Source organism: Pseudobutyrivibrio ruminis DSM 9787, from assembly GCF_900218035.1.
Classification (GTDB): domain Bacteria; phylum Bacillota; class Clostridia; order Lachnospirales; family Lachnospiraceae; genus Pseudobutyrivibrio; species Pseudobutyrivibrio ruminis.
The window spans coordinates 1-22,721 of the sequence record NZ_OBMR01000004.1; the positions used below are offsets into that span (position 1 = coordinate 1).

Annotated in this window: 21 protein-coding genes; 6 read left to right on the top strand and 15 right to left on the bottom strand. The window is 38.8% G+C overall.

The genetic code is table 11. The annotated features are described in order from the left end of the window. Positions 1-150 precede the first annotated feature (150 nt). On the bottom strand, positions 151-390 hold the full coding sequence (locus CRN97_RS03530; RefSeq protein WP_033152984.1) for a Veg family protein: 240 nt from the start codon (positions 388-390) through the stop codon (positions 151-153). 321 nt (positions 391-711) lie between these two features. Here CRN97_RS03530 and CRN97_RS03535 point away from each other — a divergent pair, with 321 nt between their 5' ends. Continuing rightward, entirely contained in the window at positions 712-1,443 is a 732-nt protein-coding gene (locus CRN97_RS03535; RefSeq protein WP_179670669.1) for a lysophospholipid acyltransferase family protein, read from the top strand. A gap of 35 nt (positions 1,444-1,478) precedes the next feature. Here CRN97_RS03535 and CRN97_RS03540 read toward each other — a convergent pair whose 3' ends face one another. From CRN97_RS03540 to hpf, 4 genes are all read right to left on the bottom strand, one after another. Beyond that, positions 1,479-2,858, bottom strand: coding sequence for a UDP-N-acetylmuramoyl-tripeptide--D-alanyl-D-alanine ligase (locus CRN97_RS03540; protein WP_097075893.1), 1,380 nt, complete (start codon positions 2,856-2,858; stop codon positions 1,479-1,481). Positions 2,859-2,882: 24 nt separating this feature from the next. Then, positions 2,883-3,923: a D-alanine--D-alanine ligase family protein gene (locus CRN97_RS03545; protein WP_097075894.1), complete on the bottom strand. Its 1,041-nt coding sequence runs from the start codon at positions 3,921-3,923 to the stop codon at positions 2,883-2,885. Positions 3,924-4,010: 87 nt separating this feature from the next. Continuing rightward, a complete protein-coding gene (locus CRN97_RS03550; RefSeq protein WP_097075895.1) occupies positions 4,011-4,889 on the bottom strand; it encodes a helix-turn-helix domain-containing protein in 879 nt (292 codons plus the stop codon). Between the two features lie 95 nt (positions 4,890-4,984). Continuing rightward, positions 4,985-5,518, bottom strand: a complete 534-nt coding sequence (hpf, locus tag CRN97_RS03555; RefSeq protein ID WP_044936281.1) for a ribosome hibernation-promoting factor, HPF/YfiA family — start codon at positions 5,516-5,518, stop codon at positions 4,985-4,987. Between the two features lie 232 nt (positions 5,519-5,750). Between hpf and ymfI the strand changes: the two genes are divergently transcribed. Continuing rightward, positions 5,751-6,482, top strand: a complete 732-nt coding sequence (gene ymfI, locus CRN97_RS03560) for an elongation factor P 5-aminopentanone reductase (RefSeq protein WP_097075896.1) — start codon at positions 5,751-5,753, stop codon at positions 6,480-6,482. A 59-nt stretch (positions 6,483-6,541) separates the two neighbouring features. On the opposite strand, the gene CRN97_RS03565 is transcribed toward ymfI, so the two are convergent. Next, entirely contained in the window at positions 6,542-7,507 is a 966-nt protein-coding gene (locus CRN97_RS03565) for a helix-turn-helix transcriptional regulator (protein ID WP_097075897.1), read from the bottom strand. 89 nt (positions 7,508-7,596) lie between these two features. Here CRN97_RS03565 and CRN97_RS03570 point away from each other — a divergent pair, with 89 nt between their 5' ends. The 3 genes from CRN97_RS03570 to CRN97_RS03580 are packed head-to-tail and all read left to right on the top strand — an operon-like array spanning position 7,597 to position 10,546. Then, the gene (locus CRN97_RS03570) at positions 7,597-8,991 is read left to right on the top strand and encodes a hypothetical protein (RefSeq protein ID WP_074792284.1); all 1,395 of its coding nucleotides are present in this window, start codon (positions 7,597-7,599) and stop codon (positions 8,989-8,991) included. Continuing rightward, entirely contained in the window at positions 8,975-10,264 is a 1,290-nt protein-coding gene (murD, locus tag CRN97_RS03575) for a UDP-N-acetylmuramoyl-L-alanine--D-glutamate ligase (RefSeq protein WP_097075898.1), read from the top strand. The genes CRN97_RS03570 and murD overlap by 17 nt, the downstream gene beginning before the upstream one ends. A 9-nt stretch (positions 10,265-10,273) precedes the next feature. After that, positions 10,274-10,546 carry a hypothetical protein gene (locus CRN97_RS03580; RefSeq protein ID WP_049960317.1) on the top strand — a complete coding sequence of 91 codons (273 nt, stop codon included), beginning with the start codon at positions 10,274-10,276 and terminating at the stop codon, positions 10,544-10,546. A gap of 3 nt (positions 10,547-10,549) precedes the next feature. Here CRN97_RS03580 and CRN97_RS03585 read toward each other — a convergent pair whose 3' ends face one another. The 9 genes from CRN97_RS03585 to CRN97_RS03630 form a co-directional block, all read right to left on the bottom strand. Then, positions 10,550-13,222: an AAA family ATPase gene (locus CRN97_RS03585; protein WP_097075899.1), complete on the bottom strand. Its 2,673-nt coding sequence runs from the start codon at positions 13,220-13,222 to the stop codon at positions 10,550-10,552. Next, complete coding sequence (locus CRN97_RS03590; RefSeq protein WP_044936289.1) at positions 13,219-14,304, bottom strand: metallophosphoesterase family protein; 1,086 nt, start codon at positions 14,302-14,304, stop codon at positions 13,219-13,221. Before CRN97_RS03590 ends, CRN97_RS03585 begins: the two co-directional genes overlap by 4 nt. A 701-nt stretch (positions 14,305-15,005) precedes the next feature. Next, positions 15,006-16,472 carry a glycoside hydrolase family 1 protein gene (locus CRN97_RS03600; RefSeq protein WP_097075901.1) on the bottom strand — a complete coding sequence of 489 codons (1,467 nt, stop codon included), beginning with the start codon at positions 16,470-16,472 and terminating at the stop codon, positions 15,006-15,008. 18 nt (positions 16,473-16,490) lie between these two features. Further along, positions 16,491-18,104, bottom strand: coding sequence for a phosphoenolpyruvate--protein phosphotransferase (gene ptsP / locus CRN97_RS03605; protein ID WP_097075902.1), 1,614 nt, complete (start codon positions 18,102-18,104; stop codon positions 16,491-16,493). Between the two features lie 12 nt (positions 18,105-18,116). Further along, positions 18,117-18,374: an HPr family phosphocarrier protein gene (locus CRN97_RS03610; protein ID WP_090395445.1), complete on the bottom strand. Its 258-nt coding sequence runs from the start codon at positions 18,372-18,374 to the stop codon at positions 18,117-18,119. Positions 18,375-18,389: 15 nt separating this feature from the next. Continuing rightward, positions 18,390-19,874: a family 1 glycosylhydrolase gene (locus CRN97_RS03615; RefSeq protein ID WP_097075903.1), complete on the bottom strand. Its 1,485-nt coding sequence runs from the start codon at positions 19,872-19,874 to the stop codon at positions 18,390-18,392. A gap of 57 nt (positions 19,875-19,931) precedes the next feature. Then, positions 19,932-21,251 (bottom strand): PTS sugar transporter subunit IIC, encoded by a 1,320-nt coding sequence (locus CRN97_RS03620; protein ID WP_097075904.1) that lies wholly within the window; start codon positions 21,249-21,251, stop codon positions 19,932-19,934. A 42-nt stretch (positions 21,252-21,293) separates the two neighbouring features. After that, complete coding sequence (locus CRN97_RS03625) at positions 21,294-21,590, bottom strand: PTS sugar transporter subunit IIB (protein WP_090395442.1); 297 nt, start codon at positions 21,588-21,590, stop codon at positions 21,294-21,296. 34 nt (positions 21,591-21,624) lie between these two features. Beyond that, complete coding sequence (locus CRN97_RS03630) at positions 21,625-21,957, bottom strand: PTS lactose/cellobiose transporter subunit IIA (RefSeq protein ID WP_090395441.1); 333 nt, start codon at positions 21,955-21,957, stop codon at positions 21,625-21,627. Between the two features lie 318 nt (positions 21,958-22,275). Between CRN97_RS03630 and CRN97_RS03635 the strand changes: the two genes are divergently transcribed. Continuing rightward, positions 22,276-22,713, top strand: a complete 438-nt coding sequence (locus tag CRN97_RS03635) for a DUF3284 domain-containing protein (protein ID WP_097075905.1) — start codon at positions 22,276-22,278, stop codon at positions 22,711-22,713. Positions 22,714-22,721: the final 8 nt, after the last annotated feature.

Genomic DNA, 22,721 nt, shown 5'->3' on the forward strand with positions numbered 1-22,721 from the left:
TTTCAATACACTTCCTTTTAAATTCATAACTATAGCGCATAAAAATAACCCTCCTTACTGAACTTTTTATTGTCCAGTAAAGAGGGTACATATCAGAATAATCCGACGGTCCTACCAAATCCATATTTAGTTGTAACTAGCAAGCCAAGCTTAGCAAAGTTTCATGCGAATCTCTTTAGTAATAATATCTGTATAACTGAAAGAAAGTAACTGTGATGGGCTTGTTTCTGTGTCGTCAACTAAGATAGTGAATACACTAGGATAAGCCTCCTGTATAACACCCTGCTGGATGTCCACCTTATTACGTCCTCTGTCTAACTGAATTACAACTCTACTACCGCACTGCGATCTAACCGATTCACGTACTTTGTCAAAGTCCTCGCGTTCCATGATGTCCTCCCCCTTTTCTAGCATTTGAGTATTTAATGATATACTCTTATGTCGTTGGGGCCATTTTATCACTTTTTGTGAATTTTGTCAAAAAGAACGACCGTTATTTTGAATAATTATTATAAAAAACTCCTGAACCACTTACTATCATCACCATTTTAAGCCAAATTAAATTTAGATATAACTGATAGTTTATTAATACCATTCACTTTTTATGAGTAATTATTCATTTTCTCTACATTGATAATTAATATTAGCTATTCTATAATATAAATATTCGGAGAAAATATCTGAATAATACATCAAAATATGGAGGACTCTATGATTAGAACCATAATAACAGTAGCTTTCGTTGTTATATTCCTAATTTGCAGTATTCCAATCTGGCTAATTCTTCTTATCTTAGGTTTGTTCAATAAACCAGCCAAAGATAAAATTGCTTACAACATTGTAGCTTGGGCATTTGGCGTAGTTGCATTCTTAGCCGGAGTAAAATACGAAGTAAAAGGACTTGAGAATATTCCAAAGGACAAAGCAGTACTTTTCATTGGTAACCATCAAAGCTTTTTCGATGTAGTACTTGGTTATCACCTTTGCCCAGCAGTTACTGGTTTCCTTTCAAAGAAAACTTTTGAAAAGGTACCACTTTTAAATGTTTGGATGTACATGAATTATTGCCTATTCCTTACAAGAACAGATCCTAGACAGGATTTAAAGCTTATTATAAAAGCTCAGGAATACATTAAATCTGGCATTTCAATGTTTGTTTTCCCTGAGGGTACTCGTTCAAAGACTGGCGAGATGGCTGAATTCCACGAAGCAAGCTTTAAGATTGCTACAAAAACTGGTTGTCCTATCGTACCAGTAGCTTTTACAAACACAAGAGAAGTTTTCGAGACACATCTTCCTCGTTTAAAGAAAACTCACGTTATCGTTACTTTCTGCCCTGCAATTGACACTACAGCACTTGAGGGCGACAACAAAAAGAAACCTGGCGCATACGTTAGAGGAATTCTTGAGGATCAATTAAAAAAGGACGCAACATTAATCTAAAACAAAAGGCACCTCGTATGAGGTGCCTTTAATATTTATGCCAATCTTTCTTTTAACGCTTCAACTACTTTTGTAAAATTCATAAAGTGTGATGCCTTTACTAAAATGGTATCTCCACCGCGGATGATAGGAAGTAAATCCTCAAGCATAACATCCACATCAGTATAATGATGAGCCATGCAAGAGCTATTCTTCTGAGATAATGATTTATTAATCTCTTCTGATAAATCTCCTACAGTGAATACATATCCAATATGATTATCCTCTAAAGCCTGTCCAATTTCATAATGAAGCTCGCGCTCATCCTGTCCAAGCTCTCCCATATCACCAAGGACTGCAATTGTTCTGCCTGTAGCCTTTCCAAGGACCTCTATAGAAGCCTTCATTGATACAGGGTTTGCATTGTAGCAATCATCGATGATATTGATATCACGAATAGTGATAATGTTGTTTCTACCGGCAATTGTTTCAGCCTTTGATAACCCTTTTGCAATCTCCTGAATTGTAAGACCAAGCTCTTTTCCAACAGCTGCTGCTGCAAGACCATTCATAACGTTATGGCTGCCTGGCAATGGAATTGTAACATCGATATGTTCATCATCCATATTGAGAGTAGCATCTGTTCCAGTAAGACCATTTGGCTTTACGTCAGTGGCATTGATTTGCTGACCGTTTAGACCATAGAAAATCTTTCTAAGCCCAAGTGTGTCGGCATTAATTAGCTTGTCATCATCACCATTAAGGATAACAAGACCATTCTTTGGCATGTGTTCAAATACCTCTGTCTTTGCCTGAAGAATACCGTCTCTAGTCTTTAAAAATTCCAAATGACACTGGCCAATATTTGTCATAACAACAATGTCTGGCTTTGCAATATCGCCAAGACGATGCATTTCTCCAAAATCAGATATTCCCATTTCAACAACTGCGACCTGATGATTATCTCTTATTCTGCAGATTGTAAGTGGAAGACCAATTTCGTTGTTGAAGTTGCCCTCAGTCTTTAAAACAGAAAACTTTGTTTCAAGAACTGATGTAATCATTTCTTTTGTGCTAGTCTTTCCTACACTACCAATAACACCAACTACTGGAATAGAAAGCTCCATTCTGTACGCTGTTGCAATTTGCTTAAGTGCAAGCTTTGTATCCTGAACCTGAATATATGGTCCGCTAGGATTATCAAGCTCTTTTTCAGACAATGAAGCTAACGCACCCTTTGAAAATGCATCCTCTATGAAATCATGTCCATCTACACGAGCACCAACCATAGGAATGAAAAGGAAATCCTTTTCAACCTTACGATTATCATTTACAGCTCCTGCAATTTCTTGATTTTTTGCTGCTTCACAACCTGGTACTAAAACCAATTTTCCATTTGTAACTTCGGCAATCCTTGCCAATGTCATGTTTTTCATAAATATCACTCTTACTTCTATATCTTAGTATTTCTTTAAAGACACCTTAATCAAATGCTCGCATAAATCTTCGAAATCCATTCCAATAACCTTTGCTTCCTGTGGAAGTAAGCTTGTTGGTGTCATTCCTGGAAGTGTGTTTGCCTCAAGACAGTAGATGTTTTCGTCTTCATCCATCATAAAGTCCATACGTGCATATGTTGTAAGTCCAAGTGCCTTGAATGCCATCTCGGCGTATTTCTTCATGGCCTGAGTAGCTTTCTCGCTAATATCTGCTGGGCATGTCTCTACTGCAGAACCAGCTGCATATTTATTCTTGTAATCGTAGAATCCCTGCTTTGGTGCGATTTCGATAACAGGAAGTGCCTTGCCTTCCATAACACCATCAGAGAACTCACGTCCCTTAATGAACTGCTCAATTACAACTTCATCTTCCCATTCAAATGCTGCATCTAAAGCTGCATCTAAATCCTCTGACTTTTCTACGATTGTAACTCCAATGGAAGAACCACCGCAGTTTGGCTTAACGATGCAAGGGAATTTATCAAACTTGAATCCCTTTCTGTTTGCCTTTTTAAGAGATGTACCAACTGGTGTAGGAACTCCTGCTCTGTTGAAGAATTCCTTTGTCATCTGCTTATCCATAGCTATGGCACTTGAAATGTAATCATTTCCTGTATATTTGATTCCATATAAATCAAAGGCAGCCTGAACCTTACCGCTTTCTCCATCTCCGCCATGAAGTGCCATAAATACAATATCAGCCTTCTGACAAATCTTTATAACGTTTGGTCCGAAAAAGCTTGGGCTTTGATCTGCTCTGCTTTTGATGATTGCATTGATATCTGGTGCCTCTGATGGGATAGTTTCAACCTTAACTGAATTGTTGATGCTATCCTCGAAAATATCTGTGATATCACACTCTGCATCAGAATATCCCATGAAAACATCAAGTACTAATGCTCTATGTCCTCTGGCTCTAAGTGCTTCTGCTACCATTGAACCAGATTTAAAAGATACGTCACGCTCAGAGCTAAGTCCGCCTGCTAAAACTACTATATCCATAATATATCCTCTTTAAAAATGTTTTTTCCGAACCACATTATACGTTTTTTCTTTCAATATATAAAGCCACTTTTTTATTTATCTACTTTATTGGTCTGTTATGGTGTAATACTTATTAAAATAATTTATCATAGCTGCCGCCGCTTCAAAGAAGTCATTTATTATTTTCTCACCCTCAGTATTTCCCCTTTCTTTAAACAATTCTTGTTGCAGACACATAACCTGGAAGAACACTCTTCCATCTATGTTTTTTATAGCTTTTGAAAAAATATATCCAATACACTTTTCAGCTTTCATATAGTCATGCTTTGCTATAAGCAATTTCGCTAAACCAGCTGAAACAGAATTACATCTTTTTCTATAATAATCAGTGTTGTCGTTAAAACCATTATTTAACAATAACTCATACAGCTCCTGGGCTTTTTCCAAATAGCCCGTCTCCAGAAGTGCGTTAGCTTTCAGATAAATACCAAAATATTCTAGTTTCGTAAAATGCTGGCCTGTCAGCATATCCGATTTTACCATTTCTTGATTTGTTGGGAATAACTTCTCTATTCTTTCAATAAACTCCTCTTTATCCATTCCACTCTTCAACATATAAACCAAATCGCTGAGCAACACATATTTCTGATGCTCCTCGTTTTCGTGATCCATGTACTTCTTAAACTTCTCTAATTTCTTCTCTATTGTCTTTTTCCCCTTAGTATTTAAGGCCGAAATAAGTTCCTCCTTAACTTTTTGAAATTCCAGGTTCTCATCCATTGTCAGTTCATGATAGTCAACACCATTTACCTCTAATTCAACGCATATTTTGTCAAAAGTTTTTACACTGGGACAAGTTTTACCTGTTTCTATTCCAGAAAGGGTTGAAGGTGCACATTTCAGTTTCCATGCCATGGTTTCTTGACTCCAACCATTAGACTTTCTGTAGCTGTGCATATTTCTTCCTAAATTCCTTAATACCATAAAAATAACCTCCTGATATATCTTTCTACCCAAAGCGGAGATTATATAATCAGGAGGTTAAAAATCCTTGAAAATTTTATTATAAAATTGCGAATTTAGAACTCTGGTTCAATTAAACCGTAAGCTCCATTTTTTCTCTTATAAACGACGTTGATTTCATCAGTATCTGCATTGCGGAACATAAAGAAGTCATGTCCTAACATTTCCATTTCAAGGCATGCATCCTCAGCATACATTGGTTTCATATCGAATGTTTTCTTACGGATAATCTGGATTGTCTCTTCGTCTGAATCCTTCTCCTCGATGAAATCCTGTGCAAATATTGTTCTAGAATCTGATTGTTTCCTATCTATAATTTTATTTCTGTGTTTCTTTAACTGAGCTTCTAATGTGTTTGTAACTGCTTCGATTGAAGCGTACATATCTGAAGTAACTTCCTCTGCTCTAAGATAAGAGCCTTTCATTGGAATAGTAACTTCTATTTTCTGACGCCCTTTCTCTACGTCTAAAGTAACGATAGCTTCTGTGTCCTTATTGAAGTATTTGTCTAATTTCTTAAAACGCTCCTCCACTGCGTCCTTTAATCCCTGTGTTAACTCAATGTTCTTTCCAGTAATTGTTGTTTTCATGATGTCTACCACCTTTGCGACGTATTTGAAAAACTATAAAACAGATTAGTGACATTCACTAATTTTATATTTGCTAGGAAGTTTTTCATGTAAAAATTATACCAATAGTGTTTTATTTTCTCAAGGCTTTTATCTGAATTCTTTCTTAAATAATTATTAATTGTGTATACAACAGTCTCTGGCGTATTGTGTTATACTAAGCACAGATATTACATTGGAAAGGCGTATATTTATGAAGAAAACTGCAATTATCACAGGTGCCAGCCGAGGAATCGGAAAAGCCATTGCTGTAGCCCTTGCTGCTGAAGGATATCATCTGGCATTGTTTTGTCATAACAATATAGAAATGCTGAATCAATTAGCTTCAGATTTAACAAATGAATATAAAGTTGAGGTATACACTTATCAAGGTGATATTTCCGATAGTAGCTTTGTAATAGATTCTTGCAAGGATGCACTTGCCAAACTAGGTCAGGTAGATGTACTTGTTAACAATGCAGGTATCGCTCACATAGGTTTATTAACAGATATGTCCGTGGACCAGTGGAACACAATGGTTAACACAAATCTTTCGCCACTGTTTTACACAGCAAAAGCTGTGGTTCCTTCAATGGTTAATAAAAAGGCAGGAAATATTATTAATATCAGCTCTATGTGGGGCACCGTTGGAGCCAGCTGCGAAGTTGCTTATTCTGCTACAAAAGGTGGAGTCAATTCCTTTACAAAAGCTTTGGCCAAGGAACTGGCACCTAACAATATCGCCGTTAACGCTATCACTTGCGGTGTAGTTGATACAGATATGAACGGAATGCTATCAGCCGATGAAAAAGCTGAACTTGCTGAAGAAATTCCTATCGGCCGTTTCTGCCAGCCCGAAGAAATTGCTAAGACAGTTCTTAGCATAATAAAAGCCCCATCATACATGACAGGGCAAATTATTGGTGTGGATGGCGGATATATTTAATTATTCCGCCATCAATATTTCGTTTTTATCCCAATCCACTTTCGATTGATATTCTCCCCCTACTTATCTATTATTGCTTTTATATAATCCTTAAACTTCCTTTCTTCCTCCTCCGGAAAACATATCGTTGCCCCTATTCCTGTAAGCCAACCGTACAATTGAGGTGAAACCGCAACTGATATACGAGCTCTAACCAAATCTTCTCCTTCTGCTCGAATATCAATATCCGCACCAAATTTATCCAGCACAACGCCAATCAGTCTTTTATCAAATCTGATGGTTACCACTCTTTCATCACCTGCAAACATACTAATGTGTTGCTTTGCGTATTCGTGAGGATTAAGAGCACCGCGCTGTTTATCACCGCTTCTTTCCTCTTCAAGCATCTCGGCAGATATTATTTTATCTACGCGATAGTGCCTTATCTGCTGGCTATCATCATCGTATGCTACAAGATAATAGTTTTCATCATTTCTAAGAAGAAATGCAGGACTTACAACATAAATTTTGCCACCGTGCCTAGGCCTCATCTCCTTCGTGAGAGTCCAGTCCTGATATTTAAAAGACATTTTTTTATTATTATCAAGGCACTGGTAAATCACATCAATGGAATAGAAAATCTTTTCATTTCCTGTGGACCTTTTCTCTGGCACAACAACCTGACGAGTCAACTGAGTAGCTTCATCCATACTGGCCAGCGTGGTTATCTTTTCCACAAGTTCCTTTGTTTTCTTTTGAGATATGAACTTTGATGCACCTACCGCATCCACAAGTAGTTTGAATTCCGCAAGCTCAAATACTCGTGAGCCTATGTAATAGCCCTTGTCCCCTTTTACCACATCAACACCGGCTTCCATAAGCGTAGCCATGTCTTTATAGACCGTTTTTCGCTCTGCCGAAATACCTCTCGCCTCAAGACGTCTTGTCATTTCGATAGCGTTAATCTGGTGTTGCTCATCACTTTCATTCATGAGGATTTGGTATTCGTTTAGAATTTTATACTTCTGTCCTCCAACGTGTGGCATAACGTCTCCTTAACTATTTTTTATTAAAGTATTATGATATATTATATATTTGATTATAAAAGATTTATAGAATGTTTCAAAGGAATTATATGAGTAGAACAGATTTTTATAAAAAATGCAGATTAGATTATCCTACCTTTACTTATCAGGGATATTCGTACGATTTAAATGACGAAGGCATTAGCATGACCTTTGATTTTTCAATTGATGGATTATCAGAGTTTCACCCAACCTGGTTCATACCTCGCATCAACGCTGTAGATTCTATTGACGAATCACTTATTGATGATATGGTATTTTCCCTTGGTATGGTTGAGCTTGTTAGCTATTGGAAAATAGCTTGCCCTCCTACCGTTATTATTAAAGATAGAAAGCTTACAGACCAGCAGATTAGCTGGTGGAAAAAGCTCTATTTTAATGGGCTTGGTGAATTCTACTACACAAACGGAATTGATGAGGATTTTGACGCCTTCATGACAGTTAAATGCGAAAGCGACAAGACTACTCGCCAGTTTGCCCCAGTAGATATACCTACAGCTTCTGCTAATAAAAAACCAAAGGTTCTTATACCTGTAGGCGGCGGCAAGGACAGTGTTGTTTCTATTGAATTACTCAAAGAACATGCCGATATCAATTGCTATGTTATTAATTCACGAGGCGCCACTGACGCCACTGTTGAAGTTGCAAACCTCACAGACAATACAATCTACGCAAAGCGTACTTTAGATAAAAACATGCTTGATTTAAACAAGCAGGGGTTCTTAAACGGTCACACACCATTTTCTGCTTTGGTTGCCTTTTCAAGCATTATCGCTGGATACCTTAACGGATTAAGCTTTGTTGCTCTTTCAAATGAGGGAAGTGCCAATGAGTCCACAGTATTGAACAGCTATGTAAACCATCAGTATTCTAAAAGCTTCGAGTTTGAAGCTGATTTTAGAAGCTACGAAAAAAATTATATCGGTTCTGGTGTATTTTATTTCAGCTTCCTTCGTCCACTTTCAGAGCTTCAGATTGCCATGCTGTTTTCTCGTTTCAAAAAATACCATGGCATTTTCAAGAGCTGTAATGTAGGAAGTAAGCAGGATATCTGGTGCGGACATTGCCCTAAGTGCTTATTTGTTTATATCATCCTTTCTCCTTATCTTTCAGTTGAGGAATTGGATGCAATATTTGGAAAGCGCTTATTTGAGGATGAAACCTTAATGGAAGATTTTGATAAGCTTTGCGGCATTCTTCCAGAAAAGCCATTTGAATGTGTCGGAAGTCGTGACGAGGTAAATGCATCTGTCACTGAAGCAATCAGCAAATACGCGGCTCGTCAAATGCCTCTTCCTGTACTACTCAAGCACTATCAGGATGAAGCTGTTGTTCCAGCTATTCCATTTGCAAAATATATAAAGCAATATTCAACAGAACATGCTTTAAATGAATACTTTGAAAAAATAATCAAGGACGCTCTTAATAATGAAAGAAACAATTAGAAATTTAATCAAAGACAAAAAAGTTTTAATTCTAGGATATGGACGAGAAGGACAATCAAGCTTTCGTATGATTAGCTCTGTAGGCGGGTACCAGGTGCTTGATATTGCCGATGCAAATGCTGTTAGTTCCGATTTAACAGCAAGCCACAAGGTTATCACAGGTGCTAATTATCTTGACTGCTTAGATGAATATGATGTTGTTTTCAAAAGTCCAGGAATTGTTCTTCCTAAGGATATTAAGGAATACAGCTGCCATATTACCTGCCAGGCCGACCTGTTTTTACAGGTTTATGGTGCTCAGACAATAGGAATTACAGGAACTAAGGGAAAATCCACAACATCTTCACTTTTATATCATATACTTAAGGAGTGTGATAAGGATGTTCTCTTCGGAGGAAATATCGGATTACCAATTTTCGATATCACTGATCAGATTCATCCTCGTACTATTATTGTATTTGAGCTTTCTTGCCACCAGCTTGAATATGCTCACTATTCACCATCAAAGGCAATCCTTTTAAATCTTTATGAGGACCACCTGGATCATTACGGAACAGTTGAAAAATATTGGAACGCAAAGAAAAATATTTATAGAAATCAAGGCTACTGCGATTTCCTTTTCTGCAATCCAGAGTTTTTACCAGCTCCCGGTGAATGCAAAGCTACTGTTATCAAGGTTAAATCTGCTGATTTGCCATTCAACTCATTTGACGAGATTGAAGGCGTAACACTCCGCGGTACACACAATCTTTTCAATACCGCCTTTGTTTACGATATCTGCAGAAGATATGACATTACCGATGATGAGTTCAAGAAGGCATTAGCTTCTTTCAAAACTTTGGCTCATCGTTTACAGTTCCTCGGTTCTTTAGATGGAGTTGATTACTACGATGATTCAATCTCTACAACAGTAGAATCTGCTATTAGTGCAATTAAAGCCATTCCAAATGCTGGCACAATTCTTCTCGGAGGAATGGACAGAGGTATTGATTACGATCCTTTGGTTGATTTCTTACAGACACGAAGCTTAGAGCATATTATTTTAATGTATGATAGCGGAAAAGTTATTTTAGAAAAGCTTAAAGCAGCTACAAACGATGAGTTCATGACTCATGTACACTACATAGAAGAACTTGCAGATGCTTGTACCTATGTTAAAGAAAACGCATCTAAGGGTACTGCTGTTATTCTTTCTCCAGCTTCAGCAAGCTATGGTCACTTCAAGAATTTTGAGCAGAGAGGCGATTTCTTTAAAGAACATATTGGACTATGAGGATAAAGTATGAGTAATACACGATATTCTTTTTTGAATGATGAAGGTCCTGCTGTAAAACACTGTTCTAAATGTGGTAGACGTATACCACTTAGCTCACCTTATGACCAGTGCAAAGAATGCATGAAAAAAGAACTCTTTCCAAAGGTGAAAGAGTTCATTAATGAAAACTATGATGTCAACGAAATGATTGTTGCTCAAGAGTTTGGTATCGACCGAAGCATCATCCATGAGTGGGTCCGTGATGGTCACTTGGAATATAAAACACGTCCACAACTGTAGAATTTATATTCTACTGTCGTGGCATGTGAAATATACTGTTTGTCGTTCGTCGGCAATTTTATGAAGGAGTTTTAACGACTCCTTTATTTTTTTGTCATCAAGATTTGTAAATGGATCATCTAAAATAAGAATTGGCTTCTCATCTGGATAAAGCACGTCAACAAGAGCAAGTCTGGAACAAAGCGCTACTAAATCCTGGTACCCTTGAGATAGGTATTCCGCGCTTTTGGTGCTTCCCGAGTATGCCAGCTTTATATTTAAATCCATATCAAGCTCGAAGTCTTCAATGGCATAGCCTGACTTTGTAGCCTCTGGACCATTAATCAAGCTAAGATATTTATGAAGTCCATTTTGAAGTGGTTGCATATACTTTGACTGAAAGCTCTCCCTGGCTCTTTGAAGGAAATCCTCTGTCTTTGTAAGTAACTCTGCGTTCTTTTTGAACTCCTTTTCCTTTACCTCAAGACGTTCTATCTGCTCAGAAATATCGCTTAATCTTTCAACATCCTCAAGTGCCTGTGCAAGATTATCTTTCTCCTGCATAATCTGTCTGTTGAGCTCCATAATCTGCTCATCCAAAATATTCTGCTTTTGCTGAAGATCATCCACTGACTGAACCTGCTCATTCACATCGTACATTTCCTCAAATTTGGCTATTTCTTCTTTGAGGTTGTCTACACGCTCTTTTATTGCAGTGTATGCACGTTTTTTAATGCTGATGCTTTGAATCTGTTCAAGGCGCTCAAGTGATTTATTAATCGGATATCTTGAAAGAATACTGTTGATATCCTCAGTCATGGTTTTGATAGAGCTTTCATGACTGTCTATCTCTTCCTGCTCCTCAAGATATTTTGCATACTTTTCAGCATCCTTTTTGAGCTGAGCAAGGAATTCGTACTCTCCACCCATTTCGTAGAGATTGATTCCATACCATGTAGCAAAAGGCTGAATCTTTGTGTATAGCTCCAACTGCAAATCTGCAAGTTCATCAAGCGTGCCTTCTGCTTCCTGATGTCTTGATTTTTCTTCTTCGAGAAGATGTCGATACTGATCCAGCTTTCTACGAATTTCGTATACATTTTCCTGCATGGTATCAGCTCTGGTAAGAAGGAAGTGAGACAGAAATTCTGAGCACTCTTCCTGTAATTCTCTAAGCTCTAATGTGCTGAGTTCAAGAGCATCCTCTTCTTCCGATACACGCTCCTCGTATTCTGCAGCCTGTTTCATTTTATTCTTGTGAGTACGTCTTCCACTGATTGAAAGGATTACCACATCCACAATGATAGCTACAAAGCTCACTATTTCTACAATTCTTCCAACTACATCTGTCAAATAATTGCTGAACACAACCCCTGTCATAATGAAAATAGCTAAGAAGATTGTACCGATAATATGCCAAACACTAACTGTATTTTTCTTGTTGAGCTTTTCATTTGCTTCCTGCTCTGCTCTAAGGGCGATAAGTCTCTCGTTGCTTTGACTCACCCTTGCCTCAAGACCAGTAATCAAAGTGGTCTGGCGCTCTATATGAGAAAGCTGCTCGTCGGTAGGCTCCATTTTATCGAAGAAGAACTTAAGCTCTGTAAGCTGCTTGTTGGATTCCTCTGATAGTTTTGAGTGCTCTGCCTTAGCACGAAGCTCAGAAAGATTCGATGCCATTTTATTCCACATAGCAAACTCAGAATCGTCTGGAATTCGCTCTGTAAATGGCTTATCAAAAACTGGTGTCTCTCTGCTTCTGTCCTCTGATAATCCTCTAAGGGCACGCTCGTGAACAGCCAAATCTCGCTCAGTCTGCTCCAGCATGACTATTTCGTCATCACTTGGAAGCCCTGATTTAAAGAATTCTTCCAGCTCAGCTAGCTTTCCTAGCTCGCTATCAAGGTTTTCTTTATGAATCTTGTATGCGCCAAGCTCCTGCTCCTTTTTACTTTGAAGCTGAATTGTCTCAGCTAGCTTTACTTTCTCTGCATTGAGCTGATTAAGGCTGCCCTGCTTTTCTTCTACCAGGCAACTCATAGCCTCAACGCTTTCCTCTATAGCTGGAAGTTTTTCGTATTCTTCCTTACATTTGTTTATTTCGTTTTTTACACCGTAAAGCTTGCCCGGGTTGATTTTACTATTTCTAGTGTATTCAACACGTGCATCCTTTACGCTCTTTAACGCTACATCAAAGTTGCTGATGTCGTCTCTGGCAGCAGTAAGATTTCCCATTTTTGCATTTAGAGAATCTGTCATCCCTGTTCCTAAAGAAAGCTGTGGAATATACACGCTCTTCTCGAATGAATCCCTATCTACTCGAAACAGTTCTTCACCAATATTCTCAGTGTAGTCGTTTGATAAAAGCCCTGTCACATCATCGTAAAGAGCAAATGTGTCATCCTTGTCTGTCTTGCCAAAGGTACGCTCAATTCGGTATCTATGGTCTTTTGCAGTAAAGACAATATTACCTCCACACAGGCTACCATCCCATGGAAGATAATGGTTTCTTTCCAGAAGCTTTTTCTTGGTATTGGGAGAATATTCCAATCCATAAAACATGGCCTTGATGAACACTGAAAATGTGGTCTTTCCCCATCCATTTTCCTGAAGTATTGGATTGAAACCTTCATCAAAATCGTATTTAAATTCTGTAATCTTGCCAAAGTGGGCAATATAGCATGATACTAATTTCATTCAATATCCTCCCCCATAATGGCTCTAATTCCTAGTTCGATAATCTTGGCTTTCTCCTCTTCATCCATATCCTGAGCCTGAACAAGTCGAACGAATTCACCCTTCAAGCTCTTGTCATATTTGAAGCTATCATAATCAACTAATGTCTTTGTTCTGTCGTAGCATTTTACGAAGAAGTATTTATTCTCAAAGAGGCGAACGAAGCGCACAATATCAAGCTCATCATCCAGCTCACGCTCACCAGTAATAACAAACTTGATAAGGTCCTGATCATCCACATCGACCAACAGCTCTTTTGCCTTTGCCACAGTATCCTGCAATGACATATCAGCTGTAACCTCTACCTGAATCTCATGAAGTCTTCTAAGAGCAAAAGGAATAAACTCTGATGTGATTTGACCATCGTTTATCTCCATCAGTACAAAGCCCTTATCTCCGGTCTCATCGAAGCCACGGCCCTCCAGACATCCTGGATAGCAATACACTCCTCTATCATCCAATTGCTCATAAATGTACTTATGCACATGACCAAGAGCAAGATAATCAATAAACTTGCCCTTCAAAGCAGTGGTATTGATGATTTCAGCACCATCCCTGCCATCATAATCAGACTGCTGCCCGTGCAACATAACGATATTAGTATTAGCAGAATCAAGCACCAAACGCTGAGCCATAGTTGCAACGTTTGTAGAGTTAATCTCCATACCAGTAATCACAACATCATCAAGCTCATAGCTGGTCCATCCATCATCTGTAAACATATGGAAATTAGAAGGTATCTCATCTATACCCTCTTCCATAAAATCGCATCTATCATGGTTGCCCTTCAGATAATAAAACTCAATCTGAGGATTATTTACTATCTGCTCAACAACTCTTCTTTTAACTTCTTTTCTAATGTGGATTTTATCAAATAAATCTCCGGCAATAAGAATAGCACGCACCTGATTATCAAGAGCGTACTCTACCATACGTTCAAATGTCTCAATCAACTCTGAACGTCTAAGAAGTGCCTGGTCTTTATCAAGATTGCTTTCCATCTTGGAGTCTAAGTGCAGGTCTGCACAATGAATAATTCGCATACAATCTCCCTAACAATTTCTCCCTTATTCTTGCCTATAATTCTAGCACATCTCCCGCCCCCGTAACATCTTCTTTTTTCACCAAAAAGTAACGGCACCCACTATTCACTTTTTCATAGGGCCGGGCTCCCCCACCGTGGTACGGGCGCTGGCACTGCAAGAGAGTGACATCGCATGAATATTATGTTTTTCTAAGGTACAAGGAGAACACACTAATTTGTGGTGTCTTTTGCAGGTCTGTACATTTTCTGAATCTGTATGTCTATGGACGGACACACAGTTCTTGATTAGGATATGGATTTCAAAAACTATGGATACCTTTGGGTGATTTTGGAATAAGCTTAGTAGAACAAAAAGAGATATTTGATATGGATGAGCAGCTGCCGCTAGGACGGCGGCAGCAGTGGTCACTTGAAACACGACGTTGAATGTGCCACGGTGCTCATACATACAAATATCTCTTTTTTAGTTCTACTTTGCGAATGTAATATGAACCCAAGGTACCATAGCTTTGGAAATCCATATTATAAAATATAAAAGTGTCCGTCCTAGCCTATACAGATTCAGAAAAAGTTCATCCCGCAACAAGACACTCACAGTGTGTTCTCCTTTTGTACCAAGAAAAACTATAATATTCGCGAAATCGTCACTCCCTTGCAGTGCCAGCGCCCGTACCACAGTGGGGGAGCCCGGCCATTTTACTAGTCTAAGTGGGTGCCGTTACTTTCGATGACTTTCTTGTACCAGAAGAAGGAGTCTTTGCGGCTGCGGGCCATGGTTCCATTGCCTTCGTCGTCCATGTCTACGTAGATGAATCCGTAGCGCTTGCGCATTTCACCTGTGCCGGCAGATACTACGTCGATGCAGCCCCAGGTTGTGTATCCGATTAGGTCGACGCCGTTGTCGATGGCGTTTGACATTGCCTGGATGTGTGGACGATAGTAGTCGATTCGGTAGTCATCGTGGATGCTTCCGTCGGCCTCTATTGTATCGTATGCTCCAAGTCCATTTTCTACAACCATAAGTGGAATCTGATATCTGTCATAGATTGTTTCAAGGTAGTACTGTAAGCCTGTTGCATCAGTAGCCCAGCCCCAGTCGCTGTACTGGAGATACTCATTTTTTGCACCAGCTGAGAAGTTACCGCCTACCTTTTCCTTTACCTCATGTGTAGTTACAAGCTGTGACATGTAGTAAGAGAATGTGTACATATCAACAGTGCCTCTCTTGAGGTCAGCCAAATCTTCTTCTGTGATATCGAGATTTACATTGTGCTCTTTCCAAAGGCGTTTTGCATATGTGCCGTATTCGCCTTTGCATTGAACATCTCCACAGTAGAATATATTTCTCTCCCATGCATGACGATTTGCAAGTATGTCGTTAGGATCGCATGTTGCAGGATACCATGTGATACCACAAATCATGCAGCCGATTCTGTTTGTTGGATCGATGGCATGTCCTATCTGAACTGCTTTTGCAGATGCAACAAACTGATAATGTAGATGCTGATATGAATCCTGGAAGTCCTTGTCAGATGGGTTGCCCATCATATCAAGGAACTGGATTGTATTGTTGATTTCGTTGAATGTAAGCCAGTTGTGAACTAAGCCTTTGAATTCTGTGAAGCAGGTTGTTACGTAACGAACAAAAAGCTCGATTGTGTCGCGATTCTTCCAGTCACCTAGGTTTTGTTCTATATATAAAGGTGTATCAAAATGCCATAGTGTAACAAGAGGTTCAATTCCGTGTGTCTTTAACTCTGTAAAAAGATTTCTGTAGAATTCCACTCCTTCTTTATTTGGCTCTTTTTCCAAACCTGTAGGATAAAGTCTTGACCATGAAATGGAAGTTCTAAACTGCTTAAATCCCATTTCTGCCATAAGGGCAACATCCTCTTTGTAGTGATGGTAGCCATCAACTGCGTTATGATTTGGATAGTGGTAATCCTCTAAAACTGCAAATTTTGCACCCTCTGGGATTTTACCAAATTGCATTACCTTTCCAGGATTGCCATCCTTGTCAATGTATGTGATATATCTAGGTGTGTTTACTGTACCGCCTGTAGTAACGTCTGTCTTTGCAGGGCCTCTTCCATCTACATTCCAGGCGCCTTCCCACTGATTTGCTGCTACAGCACCGCCCCATAAAAAGTCTTTTGGAAATGACATATTTAAATCCTCCAAGTATTAATCCATATTTCTAATTGCTTCCCTTACTGGAAGTACCATTGCAGGGCTGACTGATAATTCGTCAAATCCCATTTCAACAAAAGTTTTTGTAAGTTCCAGGTCAGCACCTAGTTCTCCACAAATACCAACCCAACAATCACTCTTATGCCCATTATCCACAATCATTTTCAACATCTTCAAAATTGCTGGATGATGTGGATCATAGAAGTTTTCCAAGCGCTGATTCTGTCTGTCAATGGCAAGTGTATACTGAGTTAAGTCATTGGTTCCTATAGAGAAGAAATCAACTTCTTTTCCAATTTCCTCGCTCATCATTACAGCTGCTGGTGTTTCAATCATTACACCCAGCTCTACATCCTTATACTGAATTCCATCTTCATCCAGTTCACGCTTTACCTCTGCTACTATTTCTTTGATGCGCTTAACTTCATCAACAGAGATAATCATTGGAAACATAATTGATATATTTCCATAGTAGCTTGCTCTGTACAAAGCTCTCAACTGAGTCTTGAAAACATCTGGGCGTTCCAAACATATTCTTATAGCTCTAAAGCCAAGAGCAGGATTATCCTCATGTCCTAAATCAAAATAATCTACCTGCTTGTCTGCACCAATGTCTAGTGTTCGGATTATAACCTTTTTACCGGCCATTGTTTCTGCTACCTGACGATAGATTTTAAACTGCTCTTCCTCTGTAGGATAGCTGTCTGATTTCAAATATATAAACTCACTTCTGAATAGCCCAATACCTTCTGCGCCATTTACAAGAACAGAATTTAAATCACCGATACTACCAATGTTTGCATACAGATTTACTTTTCTGCCACTCTTAGTAACAGTGTCTTTATTCCTCAGCTCTTTGAGCAATTCCTTCTGACGTCTGTTCTGCTCGCGAACCTTTTCGTAGTTTTCCAATGTCTCCTTATCAGGTTCAACAATCATTAAGCCTTCAGTACCATCAACTATTGCCTCTTTGCCATTTACGTCTTCAGATACATCTGCAGCGCCAACCAATGCAGGTATTCCCATTGTTCTTGCAAGAATAGCTGTATGAGAATTTTCAGATCCAAGCTTTGTTACAAAAGCCAGGATTTTATCTTTATCCATCTGTACAGTTTCACTTGGAGATAAATCCTCTGCAACAACAATTACAGGCTCATCAAAGTTTGTCTCACCTGATTGATTTCCAAGCAGAATTGAGATTACTCGCTCTGCAATATCTTTTACATCTGCAGCTCTAGCCTTGAAATAATCATCATCCATATTTGCAAACATATCCGCAAAGTTGTCACCAGTCTGAGCTGTTGCATACTCCGCATTTACGTTTTGAGTTTTTATCATGTTCTCAATTGAGTCGCTAAACTCATCCTCAAGCATCATGATATGAACGTTGAAGATTTCTGCTTCTTCCTCCGATGCAATCTTTTTTGTTTTCTCGTACAAAGCAGTAAGCTGGGAAATTGCCTCTTCCCTTGCATCCAAATATCTTTGCCACTCTGCATCTGTATCTGTGATTTTTGTTCTTGTTACTATATTTTCTTTTTTTGCATAAAAATATATCTTTCCAATGGCAACACCATTGAAGACTTTCTTTCCAGTGAGTTTTTTCATAATCATTACTTCCTACAAATTGTTTTTGAAATATTCTTCAAGCTTAACCAAGGTGTCAGCCTCTGTCTCTCCCTCAACCTGTACAGTAACTTCCTCCCCTTGCTTTGCACCAAGTGACAATAATCCCATTAGCTTCTTTGCGTCGGCGCTCTTTTCGCCTTTAACTATTGTGATTTTATCTGCATGGCTCTTTGCCTCTGTTACCAAAAGGCTAGCTGGTCTTGCGTGAATTCCTACTTCATCTGTGATTGTATAATTGAAACTTACCATTTTCTCTTTTCCCCTTTAATCTAAATCTTCGCCATCTGAGGCAATTACTTTTTTGTACCACTCAAAGCTGTCCTTCTTAGAACGCTCTAGTGTACCATTTCCTTCATCATCCATATCTACATACACGAAGCCGTAGCGTTTTTTCATCTCGCCTGTGCCTGCAGATACTAAATCAATACATCCCCACATTGTGTAGCCCATCAAATCTACACCATCTAAATTGATTGCATCTGACATAGATTTAATGTTCTTTCTCAAGTAATCAATACGATAATCATCGTGAACACTTCCATCGGCTTCCTTAACATCACTCCAGCCTATACCATTTTCTACAATCCAAATTGGTTTGCGGTAGCAATAATAAAGTGTATTACATGCAAGTCTTAAGCAAGCTGGATCAGTTGCCCATCCCCATGCATTTGTCTCCATGTATGGATTCTTAACTCCCATAAAGAAGTTGCCGCCTGAGCCTTCCACATCTTTATGAGTTGTGAGTGTGTGCCCACCATAGCATGAGAAACTAAGGAAATCTGATGAATAGTTTTTGATTAACTCATAATCCTCTGGAGTGTCATCTAATACTATTCCTTTTCTTTCATATTCCTTCAATCTGTACTCTGGATAAAATCCTCCAGTCTGTACATCAGAATAGAATAATGTGTGCTGTGACATTTCAAGCTGAAGAATCTGATCAGCTGGATCACATGTGTATGGATAAAGTGGTGCATATGCAAGCATCTGTCCCACCTTAATTTCTGGATCAATTTCATGAGCTACTTTTACAGCAAGAGCACTGGCAACAAATTGATTGTGTGCACCCTGGGCTTTTGCCTGATCAGAATTATCCATCATTCCGCCGCCCATGTATGGAGCCATGTCCATAATGTTTATTTCATTAAATGTAAGGTAATACTTAACTTTACCTTTATATCTTTCAAATACTGTTCTTGCGTATTTTTCAAAAAAGCCTATAAGCTTTCTATTTTTCCAGCCCCCGTAGTTGATAAGAAGCTGAAGTGGGGTTTCATAATGTGAAAGTGTAACTAGTGGCTCGATACCATATTTTTTACACTCGTCGAAAACCTCATCATAAAACTTGAGACCTTCTTCATTTGCCTGGTCATCATCTCCATTTGGAAAGATTCGAGCCCAGTTCATAGAAAGACGAAATGTTTTAAATCCCATCTCCCCCATATATGCAATATCTTCCTTAAAATGATGGTAGAAATCTGTCGCAACATGACTAGGATAATATGTGTTTTCTAGTACTGCTGGAACAGCTCCCTCTGGAAATGTCATATCACTTCCAAAACCCATTCCTGTGTAACCTGTCTCACCTGTCTTTTCATTTTTCCATGTAATTCTACGTGGAACAGTGTGACTTCCGGCTGTCATAACATCAGATGTATTAAGCCCCTTGCCCCCCTCAAGGTAGCCTCCTTCATACTGATTGGCTGCTGTAGCGCCTCCCCATAAAAAACCTTTTGGAAATTTACTCATGTCTCCTCCTAAAAAGAGAACTGCCATTGATATTTATTCAACGGCAGTTCAATAGCTTTACTGATTTTCTGCTGCCTTAGCTTCTGCTTCCTTAGCTGCAAGCTGGTTGTCATATACCTTGAAGAATGGATACCAAACAAGGCCTGCTGGGATAATCATGAGATAATCCCAAAGAGCATTCTGCCAACGGAATGTTCCAAGGAACTGCGCAAAGCCCATAGGCATCAATGCACCGATATATACATGTGCTGGTCTTAAGAATCCAAACTTGTATGCAAAGTATGTAAGCACCATGATTACTAAGCAGTTTAAGATGTATGGAATGCAAAGGATTGGATTGTACATTACTGGCATACCAAATGTTACAGGCTCGTTAATTCCGAACCATCCAGGAACAACACCAACCTTTGATACGGCACGAATCTGCTCTGACTTTGCCTTAAGTCCGAACAAGCAAAGTGGAAGAGTGTTACCAGTACCACCACAAATTGCGATGCAAGCAAAGAGTGCAACTGGATAGAATGTAAGAGCTGCCTGTGCCTCTGCTACTGTTCCGCCTGCTGCAATTACTGCCTCATAAGCAGCTGCATTCTCAGATGTTGCCATAATGATTGGAGCCATAAGAACTGAAATCATAAGCATTGTTCCGTGAATACCGAAGCACCACATAAAGCAAGCAAATGCACAAAGTACAAAGATACCAGCTGTTGATGTAAGTGCTGCAAGAGGAGCTGAAAGAACAGCCATAAATCCTGATGCAAGGTTGTAAGCTCCGCCTGTTGCCGAGATAACAATTGCTGAAATGCCAAGCCAAATTGTTGCGTTGAAGAATGATGGGATGATTGCTGCCATAGCGTTTACAAGTGATGGTGGGCAAACATCTGGCATCTTGATCTGTACGTGATTCTTCTGGCAGAAGTAATCAACATTTACACAGCAGAATGCAACTACGAATCCAAGGAACATTCCCTGTGAACCAAGATATGTAACAGAAAGATTTGCAATTGAAGAGCCCTGTGTAAGATCAAAGCAAGCTACCATTGCAAATACTGCTGATGCTTCAATTGTTGAAAGAAGTGGAGATTTAACTCCTCTTGTCTTTGCGTAATTGAATGCAATCATACCTGTAATCCAAAGAGCTACCAAACCCATTGTAAAATTATATGGCTGATAGAGTATTGTGTAGATTGTTGAATCTGATGATACCCCAAGCATCGACAATACTGCACATATAATCTGAAATACCGAACCAGTCATGATGAGTGACATTGAACCCATCATTGCTGCCTGTAAAGAGCTAAGGAATTTGTTCTGTCCCAATTTCTGCCCAAATTCCTGCAAGGCAATCATGCCCTTTGAGTTAAAAATACCTTCCATAAAATTTCTTCTCCTTCTAGATATGTAAATAGTTTATTTATATTAAGAAGCCAGCATCCCCTTTACTTGCTTCATAATATTTGGGCAGTTAGCAACTGCATAATCAAGTGAATTTACAACGTCTGCTGGAAGACCTGTATCTTTCTTGATATCCTCCAACTTATATCTAACCTGTGGTCCTACAAGAACGCATTCGTAATCCTGGAATACATCCTTATATTCAGCCAAACCAACAGCGTCGATTGTAAGTTCCTCTCCTTGCTGCTCCCAATACTCTTTCATCTTCTTCATAAGAAGACCTGTTGACATTCCACCTGCACATACTAATAAGATTTTCATAGTTTTACCTCTCCTTTTCTTAAACCCTTAAGTTTTATTTTTCGTCCAGTCTTTTATAGAGCTGGATTATTTCCCTGATTAACTCTTCTGCTAACATGCTTGTCATGAAATGATCCTGAGCATGTACTAAAAGCACATCCATTTCAGGAGCATTGCCATTTGCCTGAGCTGTAAGTAAATCCATCTGACTCTGGTGTGCCCCAACACCAGCTTCCTTGCATTTTTCTAACAGCTTATCTGCTTCCTCGTAATTCCCTTTCTTTGCTTCCTCGAGTGCTGCGAAAGCATATGAACGAGCATCACCTGCACTGGCAATTATTCCCATAGCAATCATCTCGCCATCGATAGGCTCTTGAACCTCTGCCATAGCTAAAACCCTCCTTGCTAGTTGTTATGTGACTACTTTACATTCTTTGTGCAATAGTGTCAATATATCAATATTTTCGTAATATTTGTTTAGTGCAAAATGCACAATCTTTCTTTTCCAAGTGTATAAATTCACATTTTGAACATACTTTATTTTTTATACACTAGCTATGTTCTATGGTTTGTGTATAGTTTTTTTGCCTTATTTTATTTGTGTATAAATTCTTCTGTACTTATTCCGTTTATGTATAAATTCTGTCTAAAAAATCCGGATTTTAGTGACCTTGTTTGTATAAAATTACTGTGCTAATATGCCCCTATGAAGATATCAAGAACACTTACTATTACAACAGATGAGTTCTTTGACTATCTGGAAAACCAGCTACTGAAAATCGCTAACGATAATTTGGATGAGGAGCAGGAGGCCTATACCAATTCAGATATTCAGGAAGGTTTTCGCATTATTCAGAATCGTGATACCGATATCAATAAGGTCGAATTACTTATCAACAAGTACAAAAAAGGGGAATTTTACGAAGCGACTGCTTCTTCATTGACTGATTCATATAGGATGAGTTATCTGATTACTCCGAAAGACGATAATATCCTTGTAGATTATGAGCAAGTTAATTTAAACAATTTCCAAGCCGAAAGCAAAGGTTTCTTTGCAAAGCTCGGCGAAGCCTTATATCTCTCTCGCATGTCTAACTCTCTTTACGACGTTGAAAGAGCCGTATTTAAAGCTAGAGCAAACTAATTTTTCGC

Bases quoted from the DNA above. Each gene is read 5' to 3' on its own strand.
- CRN97_RS03600 (WP_097075901.1), bottom strand. From the start codon at position 16,472: ATGTCATTTCCAAAAGACTTTTTATGGGGCGGTGCTGTAGCAGCAAAT.
- CRN97_RS03610 (WP_090395445.1), bottom strand. From the start codon at position 18,374: ATGGTAAGTTTCAATTATACAATCACAGATGAAGTAGGAATTCACGCA.
- CRN97_RS03585 (WP_097075899.1), bottom strand. From the start codon at position 13,222: ATGAAATTAGTATCATGCTATATTGCCCACTTTGGCAAGATTACAGAA.
- CRN97_RS03535 (WP_179670669.1), top strand. From the start codon at position 712: ATGATTAGAACCATAATAACAGTAGCTTTCGTTGTTATATTCCTAATT.
- CRN97_RS03580 (WP_049960317.1), top strand. From the start codon at position 10,274: ATGAGTAATACACGATATTCTTTTTTGAATGATGAAGGTCCTGCTGTA.
- CRN97_RS03590 (WP_044936289.1), bottom strand. From the start codon at position 14,304: ATGCGAATTATTCATTGTGCAGACCTGCACTTAGACTCCAAGATGGAA.
- hpf (WP_044936281.1), bottom strand. From the start codon at position 5,518: ATGAAAACAACAATTACTGGAAAGAACATTGAGTTAACACAGGGATTA.
- CRN97_RS03630 (WP_090395441.1), bottom strand. From the start codon at position 21,957: ATGGCAGAGGTTCAAGAGCCTATCGATGGCGAGATGATTGCTATGGGA.
- CRN97_RS03550 (WP_097075895.1), bottom strand. From the start codon at position 4,889: ATGGTATTAAGGAATTTAGGAAGAAATATGCACAGCTACAGAAAGTCT.
- CRN97_RS03540 (WP_097075893.1), bottom strand. From the start codon at position 2,858: ATGAAAAACATGACATTGGCAAGGATTGCCGAAGTTACAAATGGAAAA.
- CRN97_RS03545 (WP_097075894.1), bottom strand. From the start codon at position 3,923: ATGGATATAGTAGTTTTAGCAGGCGGACTTAGCTCTGAGCGTGACGTA.
- CRN97_RS03615 (WP_097075903.1), bottom strand. From the start codon at position 19,874: ATGAGTAAATTTCCAAAAGGTTTTTTATGGGGAGGCGCTACAGCAGCC.
- CRN97_RS03635 (WP_097075905.1), top strand. From the start codon at position 22,276: ATGAAGATATCAAGAACACTTACTATTACAACAGATGAGTTCTTTGAC.
- CRN97_RS03565 (WP_097075897.1), bottom strand. From the start codon at position 7,507: ATGCCACACGTTGGAGGACAGAAGTATAAAATTCTAAACGAATACCAA.
- ptsP (WP_097075902.1), bottom strand. From the start codon at position 18,104: ATGAAAAAACTCACTGGAAAGAAAGTCTTCAATGGTGTTGCCATTGGA.
- CRN97_RS03570 (WP_074792284.1), top strand. From the start codon at position 7,597: ATGAGTAGAACAGATTTTTATAAAAAATGCAGATTAGATTATCCTACC.
- CRN97_RS03620 (WP_097075904.1), bottom strand. From the start codon at position 21,251: ATGGAAGGTATTTTTAACTCAAAGGGCATGATTGCCTTGCAGGAATTT.
- murD (WP_097075898.1), top strand. From the start codon at position 8,975: ATGAAAGAAACAATTAGAAATTTAATCAAAGACAAAAAAGTTTTAATT.
- CRN97_RS03530 (WP_033152984.1), bottom strand. From the start codon at position 390: ATGGAACGCGAGGACTTTGACAAAGTACGTGAATCGGTTAGATCGCAG.
- ymfI (WP_097075896.1), top strand. From the start codon at position 5,751: ATGAAGAAAACTGCAATTATCACAGGTGCCAGCCGAGGAATCGGAAAA.
- CRN97_RS03625 (WP_090395442.1), bottom strand. From the start codon at position 21,590: ATGAAAATCTTATTAGTATGTGCAGGTGGAATGTCAACAGGTCTTCTT.